Origin of the sequence: Paenibacillus taichungensis (assembly GCF_047302525.1) — a bacterium.
GTDB classification, from domain to species: domain Bacteria; phylum Bacillota; class Bacilli; order Paenibacillales; family Paenibacillaceae; genus Paenibacillus; species Paenibacillus taichungensis_B.
In genome coordinates this window covers 4,039,251-4,062,441 of the sequence record NZ_CP168020.1, presented here as the reverse complement: position 1 = coordinate 4,062,441, position 23,191 = coordinate 4,039,251, and the positions used below count along the sequence as shown (strand labels likewise).

The following is a 23,191-nucleotide window of genomic DNA, read 5'->3' as shown; positions in this document are numbered from 1 at the left end:
GTAGACGTGAATGGCAAATCCTATGAAGCCTGGGCCGCTCATCAACAGTTTCGCTGCCATGGACAAGGAGGAAGACAACAGGCAGTTATATTATCGGGTAGATATGAATCATATCCAATACCTTTTTCACATCGCTTATCAGGAGTTTGATGTTCGACCCAGTGAAGATAATCCCTATCTGGCGGGTACAGTGAGCTATCGATCCACAGAAAATGAATATGTAAAATCCGAAAAGCAATATACCAATGCCAAAGATTTTACAACAGTATTGAATTTTTATAATAAGGACAAAGAGGTGATTTATACTTATCAAAATACTGGAAAAGGGGATGGACAGCTGGTCCAATCCATCATCCATCAGGGAATGAGTCGTTCTAGCAATGGAGCCAGCGAAGCTGCTCGTGATCCTTATATCAACGTTACGGCTTTGTTCAATGATAAGTTAGACATCGGTGTGAAGCTGGATGTGGATGAAGAACATAAAGTCGTAACCATTCGAATGAATAAAGCGGAGGCGAGATGATGAATTTATTTGGTGTACATAAAGGACCTACATATTTGGAAGGTTTGGTTCGGGAGATTTCGGATGTTCAGACTCATGAAGTCGAATGGAAAGGCAAATTGCAAACGAGCGATGGACACGACAAGTTCCATATTTTTTATTATGGTGACTTAACCGAAGATGATCTGATAACCTGGCATGATTCGACACCACTCATCGTATATGCAGAGCATACCGTAACAGGAGAACGTTACTTACTCATCGATTCAGCCAAGCACGGTTATGATGCCATGTTGTGTGAGATATATCCGGAGGAAGACCTGAATAACAGGCCGGTACGGCCCTACTTGGACGTCGAAGGAGAAGACATATTTGAAGTAAAGCTATCTGCCTTCTACAATGTGCCGTGGGATGAAGAGTTCGGGGAAGATGTGGATGAAGATGGAACCTACGAATTAATTACGGGAGAGCGCATGGATTTTGAGCAGGTGAAACGTGACGGTTATGATGCATTTGCTATTAGCATTGTAAACCGCAAGGGTGTACTAACCGAGATTGTGCAGGAAGAACTGGCTTAGTCTTTAACCTGGTTGAATTGCTGATCGACTGAGTGAACTGTCGTGATTGAACGAAACGATCGTAGGGAGATGTTGTGAATGTATATAGTAACTCGTGCGTTGAAGCCCGTACCGGCTAAGGAACTGGATCATTTTGAAGAACAGCATTCCCTCTCATTACCTGCGTCATATCGCCAATGGCTGGAACAATACGGGGAAGGGACGTATACGGGCTGGATGAATGTGCAGCGGCCGGATCAGGAGGTACTGAAACCTTTTGCTGAGTATGATTTTTGGATGCACACGGAGGATACACCAGTTACTCAGGATCAGCTTCAGGAGTGCATCAGTATCGGCAGTTCGGTGGATGGTGATTTCCTGGCGATTCATCCAGAGGTGAAGGGATTGTTGTGGCTCCCGCGTCATGATGAGCATATTATCTTGTGGACGTGCTCTGAAGTTGACTTTGGAGAGACATTGGACCGGATCTATTGCGGATATTACCATCAGGATAAACCGCTGATCCCAGCGTATTTCGAACCGTGGAATGAGCTGCGAAACCATACGTTCTACCACTTGGTTAACGTTGAGCGTGAAGGATCCATGAAAGAACTGGCCGATTTGTGTAAGAGTAAATTCAAGTGGGATACAGTGATGGAAAATGAGCACACATGTAAGCTTTTTATGGTCTCCATGGGTGGATATTTACGTTTTAATTATGCGAACGGCAGGGAAATTGCGCTTTTCTATGAAGAGATGCACGGGACGGAAGGTGCAAGGGATCACGATCTGGATCAATTTTTGCTGGCACATCATTGTACAGTCGTCAATAGAGGCGGAGTGGAGGAATAACAATTGAATTGGTTGAAAGAAAATATTGCAGAAACGTGGCGAAGTGAAGGCAAACGATACGCAAAAGATGTCAATGCATTTGTACGCAGAGGCATGGCAGGAGAGCAAGTGAAAGAATCGGAGCTGGAGGCGGATGGCAGAGCCTCGATTAGTACTGAAGTGTGGAATATGGTGAAGCAAGCCAATCTTCAAGGGGATTTGGAACGGCTTCGGCTTGAACTGCCTGCTGCAACATGGCCAATGAACGAAAATTTTCAATCTTCCATGCAGGCCGTTCGGGTGGTAGGTTATCTGAACACAGAAACAATAGTATTCACAACCGGCTCCTTCACGGAGAATGGCTGTGTATATACGGCTGATCAACATGGATGGTTGCCATTCTCTCAGTATACCTTCGCAGGTTGTTCGCCAGACGGTGTAGACTATGCGCTGGCCGGATCAGAAGGTATTCGCATCATCAGGAAACCAGATCGCGATCTGGGAGGACAAGAGCTTGCGGTGTATCGCTGGGAAGATATTCAATCCAGTATTCAGAAGGCTTTGCCACGCATTGAATCCCTTGCTGACTGTGAGCATCCGGAACGCACACTTGAAGGACTTATTCCATTTAATGATGGGAAATCCGTTCTTATCTTCTCCAATTATGGAATCTACCTGGTAGACCAAGAGCAGGTATCCCTGCTGCACCCGGATCCTGCAGAGATCGAAGAATATGAGTTGGAAGATACACAGATTGATATGGGTCATGCAGCAGTCTCACGTGACGGTCGCTGGATTGCCTACGGCAGCCAGGTAAGTAACCATATGGTTCTGGATCGCGAACAGAATAAGACGTATTCGCTTTATCCTGAATCCAGCTATCCTCATTATGCGGTATTCACCGCAGACAGCTTGAAGGTATGGTTTAATGCATGTCACTTTTATAACGGAGCTACTATCCAAGTTCAGCTGGAAACGATCGATGGTAATGAGAGTAAGGAAGATTGGCCTGTAATGGATGAGAATGCTCGTGTTTACGCTGCAGCGGAATTGGATGCAGGCATGGTGCTTGGTGACGCATACGGATATTTATATTGTGTGAATGGTGAGGGGAAGGAAGTTTGGAGACATTTTGTAGGTAGCACCATCTATTCCTTGGCGAGCTCTCCTGACCAGTCCAAGCTTGCAGTGGGTACGTTCGGTGGCATGCTGCATATTCTTAATCTGCACTCTGATCAGATGGATGAGTATGGTATAGGCACAGGCACCCTCCGTGAAATTGAGCGCTACGTGTTATGGCGTGGAGAAGAACCTGTGCGCTGGTAAACCCCAAAGATTGAAGATGGAGACTGAAGAGAAGAGTTGAAATAAGGAGGGATGTGTCATGACCCCTGAGGCTAATGCAAAATGGAATGAATTGTTCGATGCGCTGAATGAGCTCCTGAACGAAAAAATCCAAGATGACGAAATTCGGCAGTTATATGACGAATACCAGCATCGGGAGGGTGCTTCTAAGCACAGTCTAACCACATTTGAAACGGAATATGGCGTCCGGCTGCCGGAGGATTTTCGTGCCTTCTATAAGCGTAAGGACGGTAGTGGTTATGCATTTCATATCTTGTATCCGGGTGATGCGGAGGCAGAGGAATGTAACCCGTTTTATCTGATGTCATTGAAGGAAATTCGAGAAACCAAACAATACTTCTGTGAAGTGGATGAGAAGCTAGACGAGTACTATTCCGCGGAAGAGATCAGCAAACTGGACCCCGAGATTAAGCCCTATTTATTCCATAAAGCGTGGATACCTTTTGCAACGATGGCGGGAGGCTCCCTTTATTTGATGCTTGATTTTGATCCGGCAGAGAAGGGGACTTACGGACAGATTATTATGTATGTGCATGATCCGGATTTTGTTTATTATGTGTCTGAGACGTTTAGAGACTTGCTGGAATTGTCCAACCGTAATCTGAAGATTATGGATGAGATTGAGTATTGAGCAGGCAGTAAGCCGTTCAAAAGAAGGGAATCATGAGGTGTTTTAAAAGAAAGTTGAACAAGGACAGGAGCTGCCGGTAGCAGCTCCTGCATTGCTATTTTACCATTGAAAGAAACGATGGCCGTGGAAACCTCCGCCAGGTCCACCAGGACCCCCTGGTCCTCCAGGCCCTCCTCCATGAGGTCCTCCGCCATGAGGACCGCCAGGATAGCCACCTCCAGGGAATGGACCGTGTGGTCCGCCTGGGTAGCCACCACCCGGATAGCCACCGTGCCACCAAGGACCACCGATCGGAAATGGCAGTGGAAACGGGACGAAGGGCGGGTAAGGATATGGATAAGGGTAGGGATAAGGTGGTGGTGGATAATAAGGGTAAGGATAACCCGCTGGTTGCGGGGATGAAACAGAACTAGGGCCGTACGCCATGTTGCATGCCTCCAATGACTCAATTGATGATATTAGCCTATGCCACGATGTAAACAGATGACACAACGGATTTTACATAACGAATCAAGCGCAGAGGGGGAGATGAGTGTTGACCGTTTCTTTTCATACTGATCCAAGAGGCACTGCCTATGAACAGTTGATTGACAAATTGATCGAGAAGACTGATCGTTTTTTACTAGTTGACAGAGGACGGTACAATGAAGACGAACCACCAGGGGTTTCAAAAGTATTGCGAAGACTCCAGCCTTACCTTATTGAAAGCTGTACGATGGAAGAAATGATGATGCAAAGTGGTGCCATGTATTCAGAGGGGATCTATTACATATATCGCTGTACACAGGAATCAGGGCAGATACTTAAGGAAGAAGCAAAACGTTTTCATGACTGGTTGTACCCATCACTGCCGGATGATCTTTGTTTTTTGAAAGAGGATGGAAGTGATTATTTCTTTAGTGTTGCTCATGAGAATATATATGGAATGCATATTACCCAAGAAGAGGCTAGCGAGTTGATGGAGCGAATACCTGGCTTGTTTTTTAGGTTGGACAGGCATCGTGAATTTGAACGTTATCTGGATGATGCGATCAGACATCAGTCCGATATTCTCCAGATCAGCTCCCATCATTTGACTGAGGTTCCTGAACGGATTCGGGAACTAACGCATGTGAAGAGGTTTGAGATTTTTGAGCAGGATATATTTAAGCTTCCTCCGGCTTTGTTTGAACTAACAACACTTGAAGAACTGGAGATTATGACTGCGGATTTGGAAGGCATTCCGAAAGGGATCAGTCATTTAAAGCAGTTACAACGACTTACGATTTATTGTGGAAGCTCCCACCATGTGGTGCCGGGATGGAAACCGAAGCCCAAGTCAGAGCTCAGTTTTGATTCTATTCCTGTGGAGATAGGAGAACTGACCGAATTAGTGAGTTTAAACATTGGGTATTCTGGCATACGTGAGCTTCCTCCTGAGCTGGAGAAGTTGAAGAATCTGCGTTATCTGGGTGTGACGAATAGCTTAATTGAAGAGACTCCTGAAGTCGTTTCGCGGATGATTTGGTTGCAACATGTGGAATTGTCCAATACACGAGTGGGCATCAGTTTGGAAGAGATTTTGGCGGGAAAAGAAGATTTATAACGAACAAGCCCTAATCATGCTTTCAGCGCCAGGGTTTGTTTAGATAAACGAGCCTTGGGCATAAATGGGCTCACGCATAGAAGCCCAGAGCATAAGCTGGCGTATAGGTTATGACCTAAACCGAGAGCGAAGGGCAGGCGTTTTATTTTGGCAACTTCCTATATGGACTACACCTTACCAACCACCCAATTTACATTTGACGTGAACCAGAATCCTTTCTTCAAAAAAGACGGAAATAACTATATTAACTTTCTCTCCATTCATCAACTAAACACATTGGGAAACGTGTCCTTGCTGGACATTTTTCTTAGCACGGGCAATGTGGTTGAACCTCATATTCATCAGAATGCATCCGAGCTGGTGTATTGTATCAGTGGTTCAGCCGTCGTTTCCCTCATCAATCCATTTACCAATGAGTTGTTAAACTTTACGATTACCCCGGGTCAAGTAGCGAATGTTCCGCAAGGCTGGTGGCACTATGAAATTGCAACGGTAGATCAGACCCATCTGCTGGCTATCTTCGATGCCCCGGTTCCTGAAGCTATATTTGGCTCGGACATTTTACGACTGACACCTGCGAGTGTTCTGGCCCACACGTATTGTCTGGATGAGAACAAGGTGAAGGAAACGCTTGCTCCAATTCAAAAAACGGTAATCGTTGGACCGCCTGTGGACTGTGTTACTCAAGTTTCCCCAGCCACAAACATGCCACACCCGAATAGCCAGCCTAACGCACAGCCGTATGTGAATCGCCTTCCATATTGGGGAACATGGGTTGATCCCCGTATTATTCACGAACCAGGCTGTCCGTATTATACAGAACTTCCTGTAAGCACGAGTAATCAAGGGTAAGTCACACAGATAGGCATATCATAAGTGGGATCAACCCCAGTACATTGTCACGAGCGAAAGTGTAGCAATTATAGAAAAAGAAGCGTTCGTATGAACACTTCTTTTTTTGTTCATTTTTGTTCAATTTATGATGTGTAATTTCGTCCCAAACCAAGTTCTGTCAATAACTGACGATAAGCGATAGAGGTACGGTCTGCGGGAATGTGCGCTTCTGCATGCAGATCCAGCGGCAAATCCTCTGGCTTTTGAGATTCCACCATTTCACGATCTTCCTCAAACACCTGCAAGTTAAACTTGATTGTATCTTCTATCGGAGCATCCTTGTCAAAGTTACGGGTAATCAGACAGAACAACCGCGTAAAACGTGCTGAGATGGGAGAGGCACAGTTCAGAATGTTCAGCTTGTCGTTCTCCGGGAAGTGAACGGTAAGTGATGCGGCGAATGGCGGAAATACGCGGAATTCACGCAGCCACTGAAAACCTTCGGGTGCCACATTATCCTGACCTTTGCCATAGTTGCTAACGGAACTCCAGTATTCGGCAAGCAGTTCATTGCCTTCGCGTTTTACTTTGTATTGGGGCACTTCCGTGTTGTTTCGGTCCCCGAACGTCTCGGTATGCACGTAGGCAAAATGGGATACATCCAGAAATCCTTCCATTTGACGCCCAGCAGAACCTGCGATATCAAAGTTAGGGGGCAGGATGTTGATATAATCCGGATCATCCCATCCCGGGAATGCAGGAATCTGCTCGTCGGTACCTGCGAGTGAAGTCCAGATCAGGCCATAACGTTCGACCGCAGGATATACGATAAGTTTCAGTTTGGGAGATATTTTGGAGCTTGGGTGTGCAGGAACTACGGTACATTTACCCTCACAGTTGTAACGGAAACCATGATAAGGGCAGACGATTTCTCCATTTTCTACCCAACCTTTACTGAGCGGAGCACCACGGTGAAAACAAAGATCCTTGGCAACTACAACTTTGTCGTTGCTGCGATACAGTACCAAGCGGACATCAAGCAATTGAGCGGCCAGTGGTTTATCTGTCACTTCGCTTGCCTGGGCAATCGGATACCAATATTGAGATAATACATGCCAGTCTTCAGCGGAGAACGTGCAGCCGCGAGGCAGTTCGGATGTAAGTTGAGGATTGGAATTGGAAGTTATCATGGAAGTCACTCCTTGCTAGGATAATGAATCGTTCATTTTTTTATGTTAGGAAAGTTTACTTTGTAGCCGTATGTTACTACTCTTTTGTTTCGTGTATCAATATGTATAATCATTATTTGTTCAAAATCACAAACAAAACATCAAACAGCTAACATAAATACGGAATTATCAGTTTATACATAACGCTTTATGTGAAATATATTCATGCCGGGCAAGCTCCACGCAGATTAATCATCTTAACTTTTTTAAGCTAAATCTGTGCCCGAATATGCTGAAGAAATTTTTTATAGAAAAAATGTCACAGATGTGAGCCTTGATTTGTCTTAAGGTTGTAGACCAAAATACGGAGGCGAATGCAATGAGTTTAAGAGTAAACTATAGAGTGGCTAATCCAGGGGCTTTCAAAGCAATGATGGCTATGGAGCAGCATGTTTCGGGTCAGTTTGAAGATAAAGTGTTATATGAGCTGTTGAAAATCCGTGTATCGCAAATCAATGGCTGTGCGTTTTGTCTCGATATGCATGCCAAAGATCTGTTGAAGCTTGGAGATTACGCCGATCACATTTTGCTGTTGAGTGTGTGGCGTGAGGTACCTTTGTTTACGGAAAAAGAACGTGTTATGCTGGAACTGGCTGAAGCCGTAACCCTTATTTCGGATCAAGGCGTGCCACTTGAATTGTATGAAAAAGTTAAAGAACATTTCAGTGATGCCGAACTGTTGGATCTGATTCTGGCAATCAACACCATTAATAACTGGAACCGGATTGCGATTACAACAGGGATGTATCCTGGCTGCTTTAATTAAGTAAACATTCGATCATCTGCCAGAGGAGGCCATTCTCATGAAATCCAATTCCCTCACCAATGAGCAAGAAGTGTCTTCTCTGGAAGTTGGTGAATTGTATATTCGTTACAAAGCCTATGCCTTTTCCATTGCTTATCGCATGCTCGGCAGTGTTGTGGAGGCTGAAGATATTGTGCAGGATTGTTTTGCAGAGCTGCAGAGCAAGCCCCTTAATGACATCCGTAATCCCAAGTCCTATATTGCAAGACTGGTCGTAAACCGAAGTTTGAATCTGCTAAACTCTGCCCGCAATCAAAGGGAAAGTTATGTTGGGGAATGGCTTCCTGAGCCAATGAGTGTCGGTGAAATAGCGAACATTCCGGAGGAAACCATGCAGCAGAAGGAGATGATTTCCTACGCTTATCTGGTTATGCTGGAGCAGCTGTCCTCCATGGAGCGTGCCGTTTTTGTACTTCGTGAGGCATTCCAGTATGAATATACGGAAATAGCGGATTGGCTGGGTAAATCAGAGAGCAACTGTCGTCAGATCTTTAGTCGGGCCAGACGCAAACTGCCTGATAGACTTCCACCGATGGAACAGAGTTCTGATAATTATGCTGCAAAAGAGCAATTGCTTGCCCGTTTTACAACGGCTTTTCTAAATTATGATGTCTCCGAGATGCTGGATTTGTTGGCCGAACAACCTGTATTTACTGCAGATGGTGGTGGGCGTGTGCATACGGTCATGAGAACGATGAGAGTTCGCAAGGGCGTACTGGCTTTGTTGACCTCTCGTCGGGTGCTTACCCGATTGCGAGAACGAGAGTGGGTGCCCACAGTTATCAACGGAGAGTCTCACTTTGCGTTATTGGAGAACGGGCGGTTGTCCGAAGTGCTGTGTCTGGAGCTGGACTCTCTCGGAGAACGGATTGAGGGATTCTATCTCGTTGTGAATCCAGACAAACTTACATCAGTATCGACGACATAGTACAATATTGGAACGGAATGGAATAAGAAGTCATAAAGGCAAGCAAAAGCGGCACACCTGTAAAGAGGGTGCCGCTTTTTTTACTTTGGACCGGTTACACTCATTAATCATTGGCAAACAGGCTTTCAACATGGTCAGTGATTTCTTTAATTTCCGGGGTAAGTTCGTCATTGTTCTCATCGAGAAGATGTAAAATCTTCTCCACTGTATCCAGAAGGACACTCTTCGTATTGGGCTCCCTATTTGCCACAGCCTTCTGGTATGCTTTTTTCACTTCTGGATCGATAGTACGAATTTCTTCTTCCGTGTACCAATCATAGGCGGGAGAGTTATCACTTCCATAAAACAGGTAACCAACGTACAGTGAATTCTTGACTGCTGACGCACGATTAGAGCTTGGAAAGTTATTCAGGAAAGCCTCCTTCTCTAGAGTACGCCGGATGAGTTCATCCCAGCTTATGATAAAGGCCGCATCGGAAGTCGTGGACTGGTTGGATACCGCAGCCATAATATCAATGTAAGCAACAATGTCAGGTTTCACGTAGGGCTGAAACTTTTTGTACATCTCATAATTGATAATGGGATAGTACAGACCTTCACTGGTTTCCAGTTTGAATCCCAGATCGGAAGCTTCCTGCAAGAGTTTGCGAACCATCGGATCTTTAATCACTTTGAGCAGACTGCTATATGTAAGCTTTTGTTCATAACCTATGTTGGAATGCGCTTCGTAAAGAACTTTTTGAAACAATTCTGTATACATTTTTTGATCCAAGTCAGCCAGTCTGATCTTTTGCAAATTTTCCAGTTGAAGGGTCATCAAAGTGGACTGCCAAGGGCCGACTTCATCGATATGATTCAATAGATATTTACGTGCCTGAACCAGGCTGGGCGTGGATTTCACTGCATTTTTTGAATAGATTTGAAATTGATGATATACCGCTTTGGAAGCTGGAACAGGCGCAGCCAACGTGGTTGGGGATGATGTCAATGTCGCACCAATAGCCGTAAAGCTTAGGGTAATGGCTAGAAAACCGAGCTTAATAGATGGCTTCAATCGCATTCAAGTACCTCCTCTGTTACATAATGAGTAGTTGTGATCACATATGTATTTATATTGTTATGAGCGGAATTAGAGCATGATGCAGGTATTAGAGATGTTATGGATCGGTCATAGATGTACAGGTTTTATTTGATTAAACCAGTTTCTGGTAATCGGATCAAGTATGATTCCCTTAAAAATGTGTTATCCAAGGTTTGCTTCAAAAATCAGGTGATTCATGAAAAAACAAAGAACAGCATCTTACAACCCTGGGTGGGTTGAAGATGCTGCTCCTTATTCACCACACAATTTAAATTAATGAAGATGCGATTTATTGTTCTTTGGCATCTGAGGTGCACCGTTTGCTGCAACGTATGCCTGAAGCATCTGTGTGGTATCATTTGCATCCAGTTGAGGAACTTGATAATAGGCGTGTTGATTTTGATACATAAAAATTTCGTAGGCCATCTCGACAAACTCTTGCACCTGCGAAGCGATGACTCGGCGTACGGCTCCATTTGTAATTTCAGGAGCAGACATGGCCAGTAGGGAGGCATGTGATTTGATCAACCCCAGCATATGACCACTGATTCCGGCATCTTTGACATCGGAAAGGGATTGATTCGGCTTTTTCGGTGCGGACGGCTTAAGGCCATATATAGGAGGAACGATATTTGGAATCATGTAGGTTGCCGTCTCCTGATGCGGTTTTTGTCCAGTTGAGAAACATTCTGCAGTCAGATTATATTGGGACAACATGAAGTTGTATTGACGATCAAGAATACTAAGAAGTTCAGTGTCTTGTACAAATGTCCTGAAGATCATGTATTGATCCAACACGTTGATGGCTCCTGACAGAATTTCATGCATATCGAACATTTCATGTCCGCCATGGTTCATCTGAGGGGTGAGACCTGGATTTGCATTAGTTGTAGGTTGCATTTGGTTTTGGGGTTGCATTGAATTTGGATTCATTGTGAATTTGATTCTCCTTTGGGAAGTGGTATGATCCTAGTATGGTCTTCAACAGTAAATTTATGTAATGTGTGTAGGTTATAAACGAAAATAGAGACAGGTATGGTGGTGGTTGGATGGAAACCGATTGGAGTGTTCCCAAAGGGTTATTCGTTAAACATTATGGGAGCGCTATTCAAATGCATCATGGTGGTGTTTATGCGGAATATAAACAATGGGATGTGCCGCAAGAGCTGGAGCAGTCATGGATGGAAGAAAGGATACATCAGTTAACTTCTGAATTATCCATCATGAACTGGGGCGCAGTTGATGAGCTTACGTCGATTGCCAGATATCATGCGAATCCGCTGATTATCGCTGCAATTACAGCCTTCGCATCAAGACAACTGACGAGTGCGGACAGTATGGTGCGTCTGGTGTATGCGGAACGTCTGATTGAGTTGATTAAGCGGTATGAATCCATTATTCCGGTGGATAAGCTTCGTGAAGCCTATCAACTGACAATGAACTTGTTGGAGGATGTAGCAACCAAACCGTTGGTGCTTGATCCGGAACATGAACTAAAGCAATATGGGTTAAAGGATAAACGTGGACTGAATCTACGTGTGGAAAAGAACAAGGAAGAGATTATCCGCTATTTTCGGAACTGAATGTATTTCATTGGATCAAGTGAGGTAAATATCATTGAGAAAACTGAATTATATCAAAATATTTATTTTCCTTAGTGTGGTCACGATGGTGACCCTTGGTTTGTATTACGCGGCTGCAGATTGGCTGGATCAGCGCTATTTTCGCTTCCTCATCTGGAACCTGTTCTTGGGCTGGATACCTTTTGTATTCTCATATGTGGCCTATGGCTTTAGCCATGTAAAATGGAAAGGGGCAGCATGGCTTGGCGTTGCGAGCGGACTGCTATGGCTATTGTTCTTTCCCAACTCTTCCTACATTGTAACGGATCTTGTTCACCTGACGGCACGCAGTTCCCGTTATTATGGCGGAGGCAATGGATTGGACTACAAGTACTGGTATGACTTAATCGTGGTCTTAATGTTCGTTTGGACGGGCTTGTTGCTCGGATTCCTGTCGATGTATCAGCTTCAGGAAGTGATCCATTACAAAATGGGACGTTGGGTTTCATGGATCTTTGTGCTTGGGGGTTGTGCTCTGGGTAGTTACGGTGTTCTGCTGGGACGTGTATATCGCCTGAACAGCTGGGATGCGTTAACCAATCGCGAGATGCTAGTTGAACTTATGCATGAGAGCGTAAGTCGTCCGTCACTTGCTTTTTGTATGTTTTTTGGCACATTTATTCTTACGATCTACGTAACGCTGTATTATTTAATAAATACACATCGTAGGAAGACGGAGCTTGGAAGTTCCGAGGCGGATCTGCAAGGCTTGCGGTAATGGACTGTTTAACATTGGAACAATAACGTGATTGAACAGCATCTGAGCATGGAAATTGAATTAGAAGAAGTTAGGTGAACGATGAATGAAGCGTATAACGGATCTAACTCGCAGAATAACAGAAGTGATGGAGAACGTTGATTTTTCGGGCGTAGTTTTGATAAAACAAAACGGGCATACACTATTAAGTACGACTCGTGCATATGCCAATCGAAGTGATGAACGTTTGAATCAGCCAGATACACGGTTTGCCATTGCATCTGGATGCAAGATTTTTACGGCAGTGAGTATATGCCAATTGATTGAACAAGGGAAATTATCGTATGATTCCAGATTGGCAGATGTCTTGAGCATTAAGTTTCCTCTATGGGATCAAGGAGTTACAATTCAGCAGCTGTTAACACATACTTCAGGCATCCCGGACTATTTTGATGAAGAAGTGATGGAGGATTTCGCTGAGTTGTGGAAGGAACGGCCCGTCTATTCGATGCGGCAATTGAATGATTTTCTGCCGATGTTTCAGCATCAGCACATGAAATCAGCTCCGGGTGAACGGTTCCATTATAATAATGCGGCATTTATCGTATTGGGCCTCATTGTTGAAGAGCACACGGGGCAGTCGTTTACGGACTATGTAGAGCAATATATTTTTATAAAGTGCGGCATGTTGGATTCGGGTTACTTCGAGACAGATCGTCTTCCCCGTAATACTGCGATCGGATATATGGATCAGGAGGACGGCTCGTGGACAAGTAACATTTTTTCCATTCCTGTTAAGGGTGGGGCTGATGGTGGAGCTTATACAACAGCGCCGGATATGATTCGTTTCTGGAATGCGTTATTCAGTAATGAACTGTTGGGCGAAGAAACAACGGGAAAGTTAATCATGCCATATGTTCATGAGGATGATGAAACCTATTATGGGCAGGGGATCTGGATTGATCGGAGAGGGGAACAGTTATTTAAATATCATGTGATGGGTTTCGATCCTGGCGTGTCGTTCATGTCTTCCGTATATCCAGATCACAACGTGCAAGTTGTTGTCCTCTCAAACAAAGAATCGGGTCCTTATCCCATAACCTTTGCTGTGGAAGAGGTTCTGGTGAGATGACCTTGGTCTGAGGATTGATGTTAAGAAGTAATTGAATAACCCTATAGTTACCGGTGAATGCCGGGTAAACTATGGGGTTATTTTGTATGATCCACAACTTAAAGAAAAGGTCTATAAGAGTTTCGCCAATTGGGGTGCAATCCGTTTGGGGAACACATCCAGCGGCGGTTTTTCCTTCTTTCGTTTGTCATTGGTGAGCACGGCAACGAGTTCCAGATCCGGGACGATATATACAAATTGACCGCCAAATCCACGGGCGTAGTAATAATGGAGTATGGGAGTGGGCTGTTCCTGTTCCGCAACCTTAGCTTCTGAAGTTTCGTTGGTATAGGCATCCACCCACCAATGCCAAGCGTAACTACCATGATTGGGTGGAGTAACTGTAATGGCAGGTTTTGTAGAGCGACTAACCAGATCAATTGAAATTAGCGACTGCCCGTTCCACATGCCTTGTTGCAAAAACAGTTGCCCGAATTTCAGCAAATCCTGAGGCAACATCTTTAAGCCGAACCCCCCAGTATGCACACCCTGTGGGTCACTTTCCCATTCATAGTTTTGGATCCCCAAAGGACCAAATAGATAACGTTCCGCGAACTTGGCTACGGACATACCTGTACTTTGCATGAGGATGGCAGACAATATTTGTGATACCCCCGAATTGTATTCCATATATGTACCTGGCACATGACTTAATTGTTGTTCCAACGCAAATTTCACCCAGTGATCCGTACGTGTCATGCGCGGAAATGAATTCTGTCCTCCGAATTCGTCCCAGTTGAATCCGGCCGTCATCGTTAATAACTGCTCTAACGTAATCTCCGGTTTACGGGAGTCAGGGTCTGACACCAACTGCGGGAAAAAGGTGGAGATTGGAGTAGGAGCTTTGGACAGCCACCCGTGATCCATCGCAATACATATGAGTGCGGACAGCACACTTTTGGTACAGGAATTGATTTTTGCAATATGAGTTGCTGCTTGTTGATTGCGGTAGTGCTCGTATATAAGCTCACCACGTACGCTGACTAAGCAACTACGCAGATCCAGCGGCGGAATCATTGGTTGCAACAGGGATGGTATGGATGAAGGATTCATAGTGTCCTTTCTTATTTGGGTCTTATCCCATAAATTGATTGTTCTAGAAAAAGGTTTGAACCATTATCTTAGCATACCAATAAATAAGTTCTCAATCCATACACCTCAGACTCGGGAATTAGAAAGGACTGGACCGCAGACTGATTCAGAAGTTCATATTTATTGATACACTCAGGTCAGTAACATATGGGTATATTTTACAGGTGGGAAGGGCGTGTATATTGGTTCAGAGGGTTCGACATACATGGAAATAAATTACATATAGTGTACCTGATTATCCCCAAGTGGTGTTCGATGCAAAGGAGCTAGTGATTGTTTATGTTATTACGTATGTTGAGGAATGATCTGATCAGGAAAAAAGGAATCAACATCGCTTTATTCGTTTTTATTATGCTGGCTGCTTTGCTTGTTTCTTCAGGTACACGAATGATTATGGAGCTAACAAGTTCAATTCACTATTTATTTACGGAATCCAAGACGCCACATGTGGTGCAAATGCACGCAGGTGAGTTGGATGAACCAAAGGTGAATGAGTGGGCACAGGCCAATGAGATGGTAGATAAACACCAGATCGTAGAAATGATTAACATTGACGGTTCTCATTTGTTGTTTGGAGCGGAGGCCGAGAAAAACAGTATTATGGATATTGATTTTGTTGTACAAAATCAGGATTTTGATTTTCTGCTGAATCTGGATAGTGAGATTGTGCGGGTAAATGATGGAGAAATTGCGGTTCCCGTTTATTACTTGCAGCAGAAGGAATTGAGCATTGGTGACAGTATTCATATTAAAGACGGTTCTTTCAGCAGAACATACAAGATCGTGGAATTTGTACGTGATGCTCAAATGAATCCATCAATTATTCACTCCAAACGTTTTGTCATCAGTCAGGGTGAATTCCAAACCTTGAAACAAAATACGGGAGAGTCGGAGTATCTGATTGAATTTCGACTTAGAGATTCAAAGATGATCAGCGACTTTACCCAAGCCTATCAAAATACGAATTTGCCGAACGCTGGTCCTGTTGTGAACTACAATCTGTTTCAGTTGTTGAATGCGTTGACCGATGGGGTAGTCGCAGCTGTAGTCATTCTGGTCAGTTTGATCTTGATTGTGATCGCTGTACTCTGCATTCGTTTCACCATGCTCGCTACCATTGAAGAAGATTATCGAGAGATTAGCGTCATGAAAGCTATTGGCATATCCGAGCGTGATATTAAGAAACTCTACTTGAGCAAATATGTTGTTATGGCAGGACTGGGCTCCATCGCAGGCTTTCTTGCATCACTATGGGTTAACCGTTTCTTCATGTCCAATATGATGCTCTACATGGGGGCAGCTCCCAAAACATGGTTGCACTACGGCATAACATTGTTTGCGGCTGTCTTCATTTTTGCCATCGTTGTATTTTTCTGCAACCGTGTGCTTCGGCGTTTTGATCACATTTCAGCTGTTGAAGCATTACATTCAGGCGGTCTGGGTGAAACGAGAATGAGTCAAAACAGACTAAGCCTGTCCCAAAATCGATGGTTATCGGTTCCGGTTTTTCTGGGCTTAAAAGAAGTCATCCAACGACTGAAAGTGTTCCGTTTGCTGTTGTTAGTGTTTATTATAAGTTCATTTATTATGATCGTACCTATAAATTTCCTCCATACGTTACAAGCTCCTAGCTTCATTTCTTACATGGGTGTAGGTCAAAGCGATATGCGTATTGATATGAGGCACTCTGAAGATATCGAGCAGCGTTACGCAGAATTAATTGATTATGTTCAAAAGGATAAGAACGTACTTCGATACTCCCCCCTTGTCACAAGCCAATTCAAAGTGTTGAACAGTGAAGGTAGCTATGATCATTTAAGCGTAGAGACAGGTGATTTTGACGTTTTTCCTTTGTCTTACGTGAACGGCACGGCACCGAAAAATGAAAATGAAATTGCTTTGTCTGATGCGAACAGTAGTGACATGGAGAAGAAGACGGGAGATACCTTGGTACTGATCGTAAATGGACAGGAAAAAACAATGACCGTCAGTGGTGTATATCAGGATGTGACCAATGGTGGAAAGACTGCAAAATCACGGCTGCCCTATAACAAAGATCGTGTGCTCTGGTATGTCTTGAGTCTGGATTTGAAAGATGACGGTAGTAAGATCTCAGATAAAATTTCGGAATATGAGCAGGCATTCTCACCTGCAAAGGTGACCGATTTAAAAGGGTACTTATATCAAACGCTTGGAGGAACAATTCATCAGCTTAAGCTGGTTACGGTGTTGGCGCTTGTTGTGGCAGTATTGGTTACTATCCTGATCACATCATTATTCCTGAAAATGCTTGTCGCAAAGGACAGCAGTGATATCGCGATTTTCAGAAGTTTGGGATTTGCCATCTCCACAATTAAATTCAAATATGTATCGATGTCCCTTATTGTTTTGGGTGTTGGGGTCCTTGTAGGAACCTTGTTATCGAATACGGCAGGCGAGTGGTTGATCAGTGCAATAATGGCTTCTTTCGGAGCGTCCCATATTGTTTTTGTCATTGACCCGCTACAAGCGTACGTACTTTGTCCGCTACTGCTGGCAGCAACTATTATCTGTACCGCTCTAATCAGTATTCAATCCATCAAAGAAACCAGCATTTCCAAAATGATTGTCGAATAGGGGGACGACCATGACTATGATCCTGGAAGCCAAAAACGTGAACAAATCGTACAGTACTGGTGAGCGTGAGAAGCATCCTATTTTGAAGGATATTAGTTTTCAATTGAAGAAGGGCGAATTTGTCTCCATTATGGGTCCGTCGGGCTCAGGAAAATCAACCTTGCTATACAATGTCAGTGGCATGGATCAAGTAAGTAGCGGGAGTGTTTATTTTGCTGGCAAGAAAATTTCGGATTTCTCGGAGAAAGAATTGGCACAGCTTCGCTTGAACAAGATGGGATTTATATTTCAGAACATGCATCTGTTGAAAAATCTGAATCTACTCGACAATATCATTCTGTCTGCTTATCTGGCCAAAAAAAGCAGTAGAGATTCCATTAATAAACGAGCACTCAATTTGATGAAAAAAATGGGAATTAAAGAACTGGCCAACCACAATATTACTCAGGCATCGGGTGGGCAATTGCAACGGATCGCCATCTGCAGGGCACTGATCAATCAGCCTGATATTCTGTTTGGCGACGAACCCACAGGGGCACTGAATTCACGTTCAACCAATGAAATCATGGATATTCTTGGAGACATTAATGCTTCTGGAACAACGATATTAATCGTTACCCATGACGTCAAAGTCGCAGCTCGATCTGAACGGGTATTATTCATGATGGACGGCAAACTGGTGGCAGATCATAACATGGGCAAGTTTAACAAGCAGCATGACCTTAAGGCGAGAGAGAGCAGCTTAGGTAAGTGGCTAACGAATCACGGGTTCTAACACGGTTAATTGGAGAGGGGCTTATCCAATGAAACAGATGGAACACGGGTCATTTGGAAAATTTTTAATGGTATGGTTCGGACAGCTCATATCTACAATGGGGATCGGAATGACGGCATTCTCCCTTGGAGTGTACGCATTTGAGAAAACCCATATGGCGACAGCTGTGGCGCTGATTACACTGTTTACCTTTTTGCCTAATATCTTGTTGCGTCCTATAGGTGGAGTCCTTGCAGATCGTTTTGACCGGCGCACGATGATGGTCATAGGTGATCTTGGTTCTGCAGCTGGACTAATTTTTATTTTGACCATGATCTTGACGGGAAAAATTGGACTATGGCATCTCTATGCTGGTGTCGCTTTCAGTTCCGTGTTCTCGGCCATTCAAAGTCCGGCGTACAAGGCTTCAGCTACCGATTTGCTCGATAAAGATCAATATTCAAAGGGCAGCGGCTTGATGCAGCTTGCCGAATCATCCAAGTTTCTATTTTCGCCCATTATAGCGGGCATTCTGCTCGGTATAACAACCATTGAAGTCATTCTGGTCATTAATATGTTGACGTATCTGGTTGCGATCGTGGCGGTGCTTGTTATCCGTAAAAGCATTAAAGCAGCGCGAAGAGATGCTGAGAGGAACCACTGGCTTGCTGAGCTTAACGAAGGCTGGATTGAAGTCACGACGAATAAAGGCGTGCTTCTGCTTGTTATCATTATTTCGATCATCACGTTCTATCTGGGATTCCTTGAGACGCTCATTGGTCCTATGATCTTATCATTTTCGGATTCAAGGATGCTTGGCACGTTTCTATCTGTGAGCGCGATCGGTATGCTGATCAGCAGTCTGTGTATTGGCATGTTCACCCTAAGTAAAAAATATTCAAAAACACTTGTTTTGGGTCTGATCATGTCCGGATTGTCATTTTCCCTTTTGGGATTTTCAATAAATATTTATTTCATTATCTTTGCGGGTTTCCTTTTTCTGGCCTCCTTGCCCTTTGTCAACATGAGTGCAGAAGTATTGGTGCGCAATAACATATCCAACGAGAAGCAAGGCAGGGTGTGGGGCATCATCGGCATTTTATCGCAATTGGGTTTTATTGTATCCTATAGTCTCGCAGGATTTTTGGCAGACCGTGTCTTTAACCCGCTTTTGTTGGAAGGTGGAGCACTCGCTTCGACCGTAGGATCATATATCGGCGTTGGCCCGGGAAGAGGCATTGCGCTGTTGTTTATTATTGCAGGAGTATTTGTTATCGCTATTGCAGCCATCACTTCTCAACTTAAATCCATTAAGGGGTTAGAGAAGGGGGGTGATATTGTGCCAACAGACCCAACGAATTTAGCGCATGATTGATTGAGTTGGTGTGATGTGGTTTAAAGGATGATATTGGCCCCGGAACTATATGTTTCGGGGTTGGTTTGTATGAAAGGCTTTAGGACTGGAATCATGATTTTGGTAGAGGTTTGTACAAATGAAAAGGATAGCAGGTATACTAATAATAATGAGCATCAGGGGCTTTTAGTCATGAGATATTAACCAGAGGGAGGTTACACCTTTTGTTCAAAATCGGAAATCAAGGAACGTTTGAAACGTTGCCTGATCACGCCAAAGCGATTTACAAGGGAGATGTTATTGCTGTAGAAGAATTCATTAAACAGGGCATGGATCTCGAAAAAGAGATTACGCTCAGCAAATACATAGCATTGACGCCATTAGATATTGCTCTAATCACCAATCAACAGGCAGTGGTCAAGCTTTTGGTGGATAACGGAGTAAACTTGAATGTAAAGGATAATCCAGCGATCCTTAAGGCGGTCAGATATGGCGGGGAAGAGATCATCCGATATTTGCATCAGAAGGGTGCCAAATTGAGTGGTTTGAGCAAGGTGAAGTCGAATGCGTATGATGAAGCCTATTACGGTAACAAAAAGAACATCGCAGTGCTGAAGGACCTCGGACTGGATATTCGAAAATATGGTGGGGAAACGTTACGAAAAGCCGTTTCGAATCACGATATGAAGATGGTCCAGTATTTGCTGGACGAGGGCGTGGATGTGACCATTCAGGAGAAGGACGGGGAACGAGCATACACAATTGCGGTCAGTCAGAAGAACACAGAAATGGCTGAGTATTTGAAAAGCTCATGAGCCGCATGACTTTCACAATCTGAGCAATAAATTGCATGTGCTCAAAGCGTACAAGCTGCCTGGTGCACTAATCCGTTTTCTAACGGAAGGTCCGCGAAGAATCGACTTGCCGGACAATTCGTCCGGCGTGGGATACCTCGAATTCTTTCATCTGATCGATACCGTAGAGATGAAGCTGGGCAGACAGAAACTGCTGCGCATATCCTCTGACGTGGATCAGTACTCCCATATCCTGATCGTCTGGAATCCAAGCAAAAAAATGATTGGCTACGCAGATATTGAACATCAGGAGATTGGAACGATCTCCACGTTCGAAGCGTTCATGGCCGATCCCGCATCATATATGGATAATCTTCTGAATTAACCAGAGGGACTCCACTATCACAAGAACCTCTTGTATATTGTCGATATACAGGAGGTTTTTTAGTGTCTATACCATTCATCTATAGGAAAAATATCTCATGAAATATGAACTATACTAGTGCGAAAGGAGGTTATAAATGGTAAAATAGCAATGCCTAAACATGAAAAAACATTTTTGTTGAAAGATTAGCAGATAAATAAGATATTAAATGGTTTAACTTTAGATTGTTAGAAAGCGATTGTTAGTACGATTGTTTCAATGAAATTATAGTATTCTACTTATGGAGTGAGGAAGAGAAATGGCCATTATTGACGTAATCAAGTATGACGGTTCACCTGATGTATTTGCTTGGAAGCACCCTGAGAATGAATTGGGAACATGGACCCAGTTGATTGTGAATCAATCCCAACAGGCAATCCTCTTTAAGGATGGAAGGGCGCTTGATATGTTCGGCCCAGGAAGACATACGCTAAGTACGGCGAATATCCCGATCTTAAACCGACTCGTTAACCTTCCGTTCGGAGGTAAATCACCTTTTGCAGCAGAAGTGTGGTACGTCAACCAAGTAAGCGCACTAGACGTGAAATGGGGAACAGCAAATCCAATTCAGGTACAGGACCCAAAATATAATATTATCGTTCCCGTGAGAGCATTTGGACAGATGGGAATAAAAATAGCAGACTCTCGCAAATTTCTGGTCAAACTTGTGGGAACACTGCCTGAATTTAACCAGGCTGATATGGTCAATTACTTTCGCGGGCTAATTATTATGAACATTAACTCCATGCTGTCTTCCTATCTAATACATAGAAAAGTAAGTGTACTGGAAATCAATGCTTATATCGCAGAAATATCACGACATTTTGCTGATACGATTGCATCTGCTTTTGAAGAGTTTGGTATTGAGTTAATCAACCTGTATATCCACAATGTCAATCTGCCTGAAGAGGACCCTTCGGTCATACGATTGAGAGAAGCGTTGGCACGCAAAGCCGAAATGGATATTATCGGGTACACCTATCAACAGGAGCGTTCATTCGATACGCTTGAAGGTGCAGCCAAAAATGAAGGAAGCATGCAATCGGATATAATGGGTGCAGGGCTTGGTATGGGGATGGGTGTTGGACTGGGAGGATCATTCAGCAGCGAGATGTCCCAGATGTCCAAAGTGATGGCTACAACGGAAACGCCTGCTGTACGCATATGCAAACATTGCAGTCATCCGAACCAGGAGCATAGTTCTTTTTGCAGCAAGTGTGGCAATTCACTTGCCGAAAAATCAGCAACGACCGGTTGTAACAACTGTGGACATGCCTTGCAAAAAGGGACCAAATTTTGTCCCAATTGTGGTGACAAATATCATGCATGCCCATCCTGCGGGGCGGATAATGCGGAGAATGCTTTGGAATGTGTTCAGTGTCACGAACCGATGCCTAGCCCATGCCCCAAGTGCAATCATATGAATTCGGGTCAAACTAAATATTGCGGCAATTGCGGCTCCAGTCTGTCCTTGAAATGCAGTCAATGTCAACATGAAGTGAAGCCCGGTCAGAAGTTCTGTCTGGATTGCGGAAACAATCTGCAAGATGGAGGGCAGGCATAGTGATAATTAAACGGAGCAAACTTTTCATTTTGGATGCCATCTATCTGATCAGCATGCTGGTAGCCTCAGTCGTTTCTTTTACAGTGTTTAATCATGCCATTGTATCGCTTTCTTTCTGGATGAATCTTGTGGCTTCTTATGTCGCGATTACGGCGATTTGGATTTATATAAGGCATGTTATGCTACATATGGATCGCTTTAAAGAATTGGTTCCTGGTTACACAGCGTTAGGGATCGTGTTGGTGATGTATCTGATTTGTGTAATGATATATTCTCTGTTTACAGGTTTAGCAGATCATGGTCTCCGCTGGTTCGTTTTGTTACATACGGTAACTCTAGCCATCGCCCTCATTCTGTGTGGCATCATTTTGATCTTTATTCAAAGTACACGTCGTAATGAAGCCGTTGAGCAAACGAAATTGGTCAATCTACATTTGATTGAAAACGCTTTGGAGCAGCTGCTTCACACGATGGAGCGCCATTCCGTTCTGACTGCGGAAGAAGAGAGGAAGACCCTTCAAACATTAATAGAACTTGTAAAATATAGTGACCCGATCACTCCACATTCACTTGAATATAATGACCGCCAGATTTTGATGGATATTGAAAAGATGAACAGTGAGCTTTCAACTCATTACGAAGCAGGGGAACTGGTGAATAGCGAGCATCTTGCTTCACAACTATCCCGGTTAAAGTCCCGTTTGAAAGAGCGGAATCAACAGATCGTGACAAGCAAATCATAAATTCATAGGAGG

At 43.9% G+C, this 23,191-nt stretch carries 24 protein-coding genes; 19 read left to right on the top strand and 5 right to left on the bottom strand.

Features of this window, described 5'->3' with window-relative positions:
* Positions 1-10: 10 nt before the first annotated feature.
* From ACDJ58_RS18085 to ACDJ58_RS18065, 5 genes are all read left to right on the top strand, one after another.
* On the top strand, positions 11-523 hold the full coding sequence (locus ACDJ58_RS18085; protein WP_413372248.1) for a hypothetical protein: 513 nt from the start codon (positions 11-13) through the stop codon (positions 521-523).
* On the top strand, positions 520-1,080 hold the full coding sequence (locus ACDJ58_RS18080) for a hypothetical protein (RefSeq protein ID WP_413372247.1): 561 nt from the start codon (positions 520-522) through the stop codon (positions 1,078-1,080). The genes ACDJ58_RS18085 and ACDJ58_RS18080 overlap by 4 nt, the downstream gene beginning before the upstream one ends.
* Before the next feature lie 78 nt (positions 1,081-1,158).
* A complete protein-coding gene (locus ACDJ58_RS18075; protein ID WP_413372246.1) occupies positions 1,159-1,911 on the top strand; it encodes an SMI1/KNR4 family protein in 753 nt (250 codons plus the stop codon).
* A gap of 3 nt (positions 1,912-1,914) precedes the next feature.
* Positions 1,915-3,216 (top strand): hypothetical protein, encoded by a 1,302-nt coding sequence (locus ACDJ58_RS18070; RefSeq protein WP_413372245.1) that lies wholly within the window; start codon positions 1,915-1,917, stop codon positions 3,214-3,216.
* 58 nt (positions 3,217-3,274) lie between these two features.
* Positions 3,275-3,886, top strand: coding sequence for an SMI1/KNR4 family protein (locus ACDJ58_RS18065; protein ID WP_413372244.1), 612 nt, complete (start codon positions 3,275-3,277; stop codon positions 3,884-3,886).
* 99 nt (positions 3,887-3,985) lie between these two features.
* On the opposite strand, the gene ACDJ58_RS18060 is transcribed toward ACDJ58_RS18065, so the two are convergent.
* Positions 3,986-4,312: a hypothetical protein gene (locus ACDJ58_RS18060; protein ID WP_413372243.1), complete on the bottom strand. Its 327-nt coding sequence runs from the start codon at positions 4,310-4,312 to the stop codon at positions 3,986-3,988.
* Positions 4,313-4,418: 106 nt separating this feature from the next.
* On the opposite strand from ACDJ58_RS18060, the gene ACDJ58_RS18055 reads away from it, so the two are divergent.
* The gene (locus tag ACDJ58_RS18055) at positions 4,419-5,471 is read left to right on the top strand and encodes a leucine-rich repeat domain-containing protein (protein WP_413372242.1); all 1,053 of its coding nucleotides are present in this window, start codon (positions 4,419-4,421) and stop codon (positions 5,469-5,471) included.
* Positions 5,472-5,618: 147 nt separating this feature from the next.
* Positions 5,619-6,323, top strand: coding sequence for a cupin domain-containing protein (locus tag ACDJ58_RS18050; RefSeq protein WP_413372241.1), 705 nt, complete (start codon positions 5,619-5,621; stop codon positions 6,321-6,323).
* 125 nt (positions 6,324-6,448) lie between these two features.
* Here the strand turns inward: ACDJ58_RS18050 and ACDJ58_RS18045 are convergent, their stop codons facing one another.
* Positions 6,449-7,495 (bottom strand): Rieske 2Fe-2S domain-containing protein, encoded by a 1,047-nt coding sequence (locus ACDJ58_RS18045; protein ID WP_413372240.1) that lies wholly within the window; start codon positions 7,493-7,495, stop codon positions 6,449-6,451.
* Positions 7,496-7,853: 358 nt separating this feature from the next.
* Here ACDJ58_RS18045 and ACDJ58_RS18040 point away from each other — a divergent pair, with 358 nt between their 5' ends.
* Together ACDJ58_RS18040 and ACDJ58_RS18035 are read left to right on the top strand one after the other, a co-directional pair.
* Positions 7,854-8,300, top strand: a complete 447-nt coding sequence (locus tag ACDJ58_RS18040; RefSeq protein ID WP_053780789.1) for a carboxymuconolactone decarboxylase family protein — start codon at positions 7,854-7,856, stop codon at positions 8,298-8,300.
* 37 nt (positions 8,301-8,337) lie between these two features.
* Positions 8,338-9,267, top strand: a complete 930-nt coding sequence (locus tag ACDJ58_RS18035; RefSeq protein ID WP_413372238.1) for a sigma-70 family RNA polymerase sigma factor — start codon at positions 8,338-8,340, stop codon at positions 9,265-9,267.
* A gap of 103 nt (positions 9,268-9,370) precedes the next feature.
* Here ACDJ58_RS18035 and ACDJ58_RS18030 read toward each other — a convergent pair whose 3' ends face one another.
* Positions 9,371-10,327 (bottom strand): hypothetical protein, encoded by a 957-nt coding sequence (locus ACDJ58_RS18030; protein ID WP_413372237.1) that lies wholly within the window; start codon positions 10,325-10,327, stop codon positions 9,371-9,373.
* 294 nt (positions 10,328-10,621) lie between these two features.
* Complete coding sequence (locus tag ACDJ58_RS18025) at positions 10,622-11,266, bottom strand: spore coat protein (RefSeq protein WP_413379727.1); 645 nt, start codon at positions 11,264-11,266, stop codon at positions 10,622-10,624.
* Positions 11,267-11,397: 131 nt separating this feature from the next.
* Here ACDJ58_RS18025 and ACDJ58_RS18020 point away from each other — a divergent pair, with 131 nt between their 5' ends.
* The 3 genes from ACDJ58_RS18020 to ACDJ58_RS18010 all read left to right on the top strand — a co-directional run bounded on the left by ACDJ58_RS18020 (position 11,398) and on the right by ACDJ58_RS18010 (position 13,799).
* Positions 11,398-11,931, top strand: coding sequence for a hypothetical protein (locus ACDJ58_RS18020; RefSeq protein ID WP_413372236.1), 534 nt, complete (start codon positions 11,398-11,400; stop codon positions 11,929-11,931).
* A gap of 34 nt (positions 11,932-11,965) precedes the next feature.
* Positions 11,966-12,688 carry a DUF1361 domain-containing protein gene (locus ACDJ58_RS18015; RefSeq protein WP_413372235.1) on the top strand — a complete coding sequence of 241 codons (723 nt, stop codon included), beginning with the start codon at positions 11,966-11,968 and terminating at the stop codon, positions 12,686-12,688.
* An 85-nt stretch (positions 12,689-12,773) separates the two neighbouring features.
* On the top strand, positions 12,774-13,799 hold the full coding sequence (locus tag ACDJ58_RS18010) for a serine hydrolase domain-containing protein (RefSeq protein WP_413372234.1): 1,026 nt from the start codon (positions 12,774-12,776) through the stop codon (positions 13,797-13,799).
* Between the two features lie 111 nt (positions 13,800-13,910).
* On the opposite strand, the gene ACDJ58_RS18005 is transcribed toward ACDJ58_RS18010, so the two are convergent.
* Positions 13,911-14,891, bottom strand: coding sequence for a serine hydrolase domain-containing protein (locus tag ACDJ58_RS18005; protein ID WP_413372233.1), 981 nt, complete (start codon positions 14,889-14,891; stop codon positions 13,911-13,913).
* A 318-nt stretch (positions 14,892-15,209) separates the two neighbouring features.
* Between ACDJ58_RS18005 and ACDJ58_RS18000 the strand changes: the two genes are divergently transcribed.
* From ACDJ58_RS18000 to ACDJ58_RS17970, 7 genes are all read left to right on the top strand, one after another.
* Positions 15,210-17,546, top strand: coding sequence for an FtsX-like permease family protein (locus ACDJ58_RS18000; RefSeq protein WP_413372232.1), 2,337 nt, complete (start codon positions 15,210-15,212; stop codon positions 17,544-17,546).
* Between the two features lie 10 nt (positions 17,547-17,556).
* Positions 17,557-18,321, top strand: a complete 765-nt coding sequence (locus ACDJ58_RS17995) for an ABC transporter ATP-binding protein (RefSeq protein ID WP_413372231.1) — start codon at positions 17,557-17,559, stop codon at positions 18,319-18,321.
* A gap of 28 nt (positions 18,322-18,349) precedes the next feature.
* Positions 18,350-19,675 (top strand): MFS transporter, encoded by a 1,326-nt coding sequence (locus ACDJ58_RS17990; protein ID WP_413372230.1) that lies wholly within the window; start codon positions 18,350-18,352, stop codon positions 19,673-19,675.
* Between the two features lie 203 nt (positions 19,676-19,878).
* Positions 19,879-20,469, top strand: coding sequence for an ankyrin repeat domain-containing protein (locus ACDJ58_RS17985; protein ID WP_413372229.1), 591 nt, complete (start codon positions 19,879-19,881; stop codon positions 20,467-20,469).
* A gap of 31 nt (positions 20,470-20,500) precedes the next feature.
* Positions 20,501-20,833: a hypothetical protein gene (locus tag ACDJ58_RS17980; protein WP_413372228.1), complete on the top strand. Its 333-nt coding sequence runs from the start codon at positions 20,501-20,503 to the stop codon at positions 20,831-20,833.
* Positions 20,834-21,131: 298 nt separating this feature from the next.
* Positions 21,132-22,436 carry an SPFH domain-containing protein gene (locus ACDJ58_RS17975; RefSeq protein ID WP_413372227.1) on the top strand — a complete coding sequence of 435 codons (1,305 nt, stop codon included), beginning with the start codon at positions 21,132-21,134 and terminating at the stop codon, positions 22,434-22,436.
* Entirely contained in the window at positions 22,436-23,179 is a 744-nt protein-coding gene (locus ACDJ58_RS17970) for a hypothetical protein (protein WP_413372226.1), read from the top strand. The genes ACDJ58_RS17975 and ACDJ58_RS17970 overlap by 1 nt, the downstream gene beginning before the upstream one ends.
* Positions 23,180-23,191: the final 12 nt, after the last annotated feature.

What these genes read in the sequence shown, in the direction of transcription:
- ACDJ58_RS18085 (WP_413372248.1), top strand. Translation starts at nt 11, where the DNA reads ATGGCAAATCCTATGAAGCCTGGGCCGCTCATCAACAGTTTCGCTGCC.
- ACDJ58_RS18080 (WP_413372247.1), top strand. Translation starts at nt 520, where the DNA reads ATGATGAATTTATTTGGTGTACATAAAGGACCTACATATTTGGAAGGT.
- ACDJ58_RS18075 (WP_413372246.1), top strand. Translation starts at nt 1,159, where the DNA reads ATGTATATAGTAACTCGTGCGTTGAAGCCCGTACCGGCTAAGGAACTG.
- ACDJ58_RS18065 (WP_413372244.1), top strand. Translation starts at nt 3,275, where the DNA reads ATGACCCCTGAGGCTAATGCAAAATGGAATGAATTGTTCGATGCGCTG.
- ACDJ58_RS18060 (WP_413372243.1), bottom strand. Translation starts at nt 4,312, where the DNA reads ATGGCGTACGGCCCTAGTTCTGTTTCATCCCCGCAACCAGCGGGTTAT.
- ACDJ58_RS18045 (WP_413372240.1), bottom strand. Translation starts at nt 7,495, where the DNA reads ATGATAACTTCCAATTCCAATCCTCAACTTACATCCGAACTGCCTCGC.
- ACDJ58_RS18040 (WP_053780789.1), top strand. Translation starts at nt 7,854, where the DNA reads ATGAGTTTAAGAGTAAACTATAGAGTGGCTAATCCAGGGGCTTTCAAA.
- ACDJ58_RS18035 (WP_413372238.1), top strand. Translation starts at nt 8,338, where the DNA reads ATGAAATCCAATTCCCTCACCAATGAGCAAGAAGTGTCTTCTCTGGAA.
- ACDJ58_RS18030 (WP_413372237.1), bottom strand. Translation starts at nt 10,327, where the DNA reads ATGCGATTGAAGCCATCTATTAAGCTCGGTTTTCTAGCCATTACCCTA.
- ACDJ58_RS18025 (WP_413379727.1), bottom strand. Translation starts at nt 11,266, where the DNA reads ATGCAACCCCAAAACCAAATGCAACCTACAACTAATGCAAATCCAGGT.
- ACDJ58_RS18020 (WP_413372236.1), top strand. Translation starts at nt 11,398, where the DNA reads ATGGAAACCGATTGGAGTGTTCCCAAAGGGTTATTCGTTAAACATTAT.
- ACDJ58_RS18010 (WP_413372234.1), top strand. Translation starts at nt 12,774, where the DNA reads ATGAAGCGTATAACGGATCTAACTCGCAGAATAACAGAAGTGATGGAG.
- ACDJ58_RS18005 (WP_413372233.1), bottom strand. Translation starts at nt 14,891, where the DNA reads ATGAATCCTTCATCCATACCATCCCTGTTGCAACCAATGATTCCGCCG.
- ACDJ58_RS18000 (WP_413372232.1), top strand. Translation starts at nt 15,210, where the DNA reads ATGTTATTACGTATGTTGAGGAATGATCTGATCAGGAAAAAAGGAATC.
- ACDJ58_RS17995 (WP_413372231.1), top strand. Translation starts at nt 17,557, where the DNA reads ATGACTATGATCCTGGAAGCCAAAAACGTGAACAAATCGTACAGTACT.
- ACDJ58_RS17990 (WP_413372230.1), top strand. Translation starts at nt 18,350, where the DNA reads ATGAAACAGATGGAACACGGGTCATTTGGAAAATTTTTAATGGTATGG.
- ACDJ58_RS17975 (WP_413372227.1), top strand. Translation starts at nt 21,132, where the DNA reads ATGGCCATTATTGACGTAATCAAGTATGACGGTTCACCTGATGTATTT.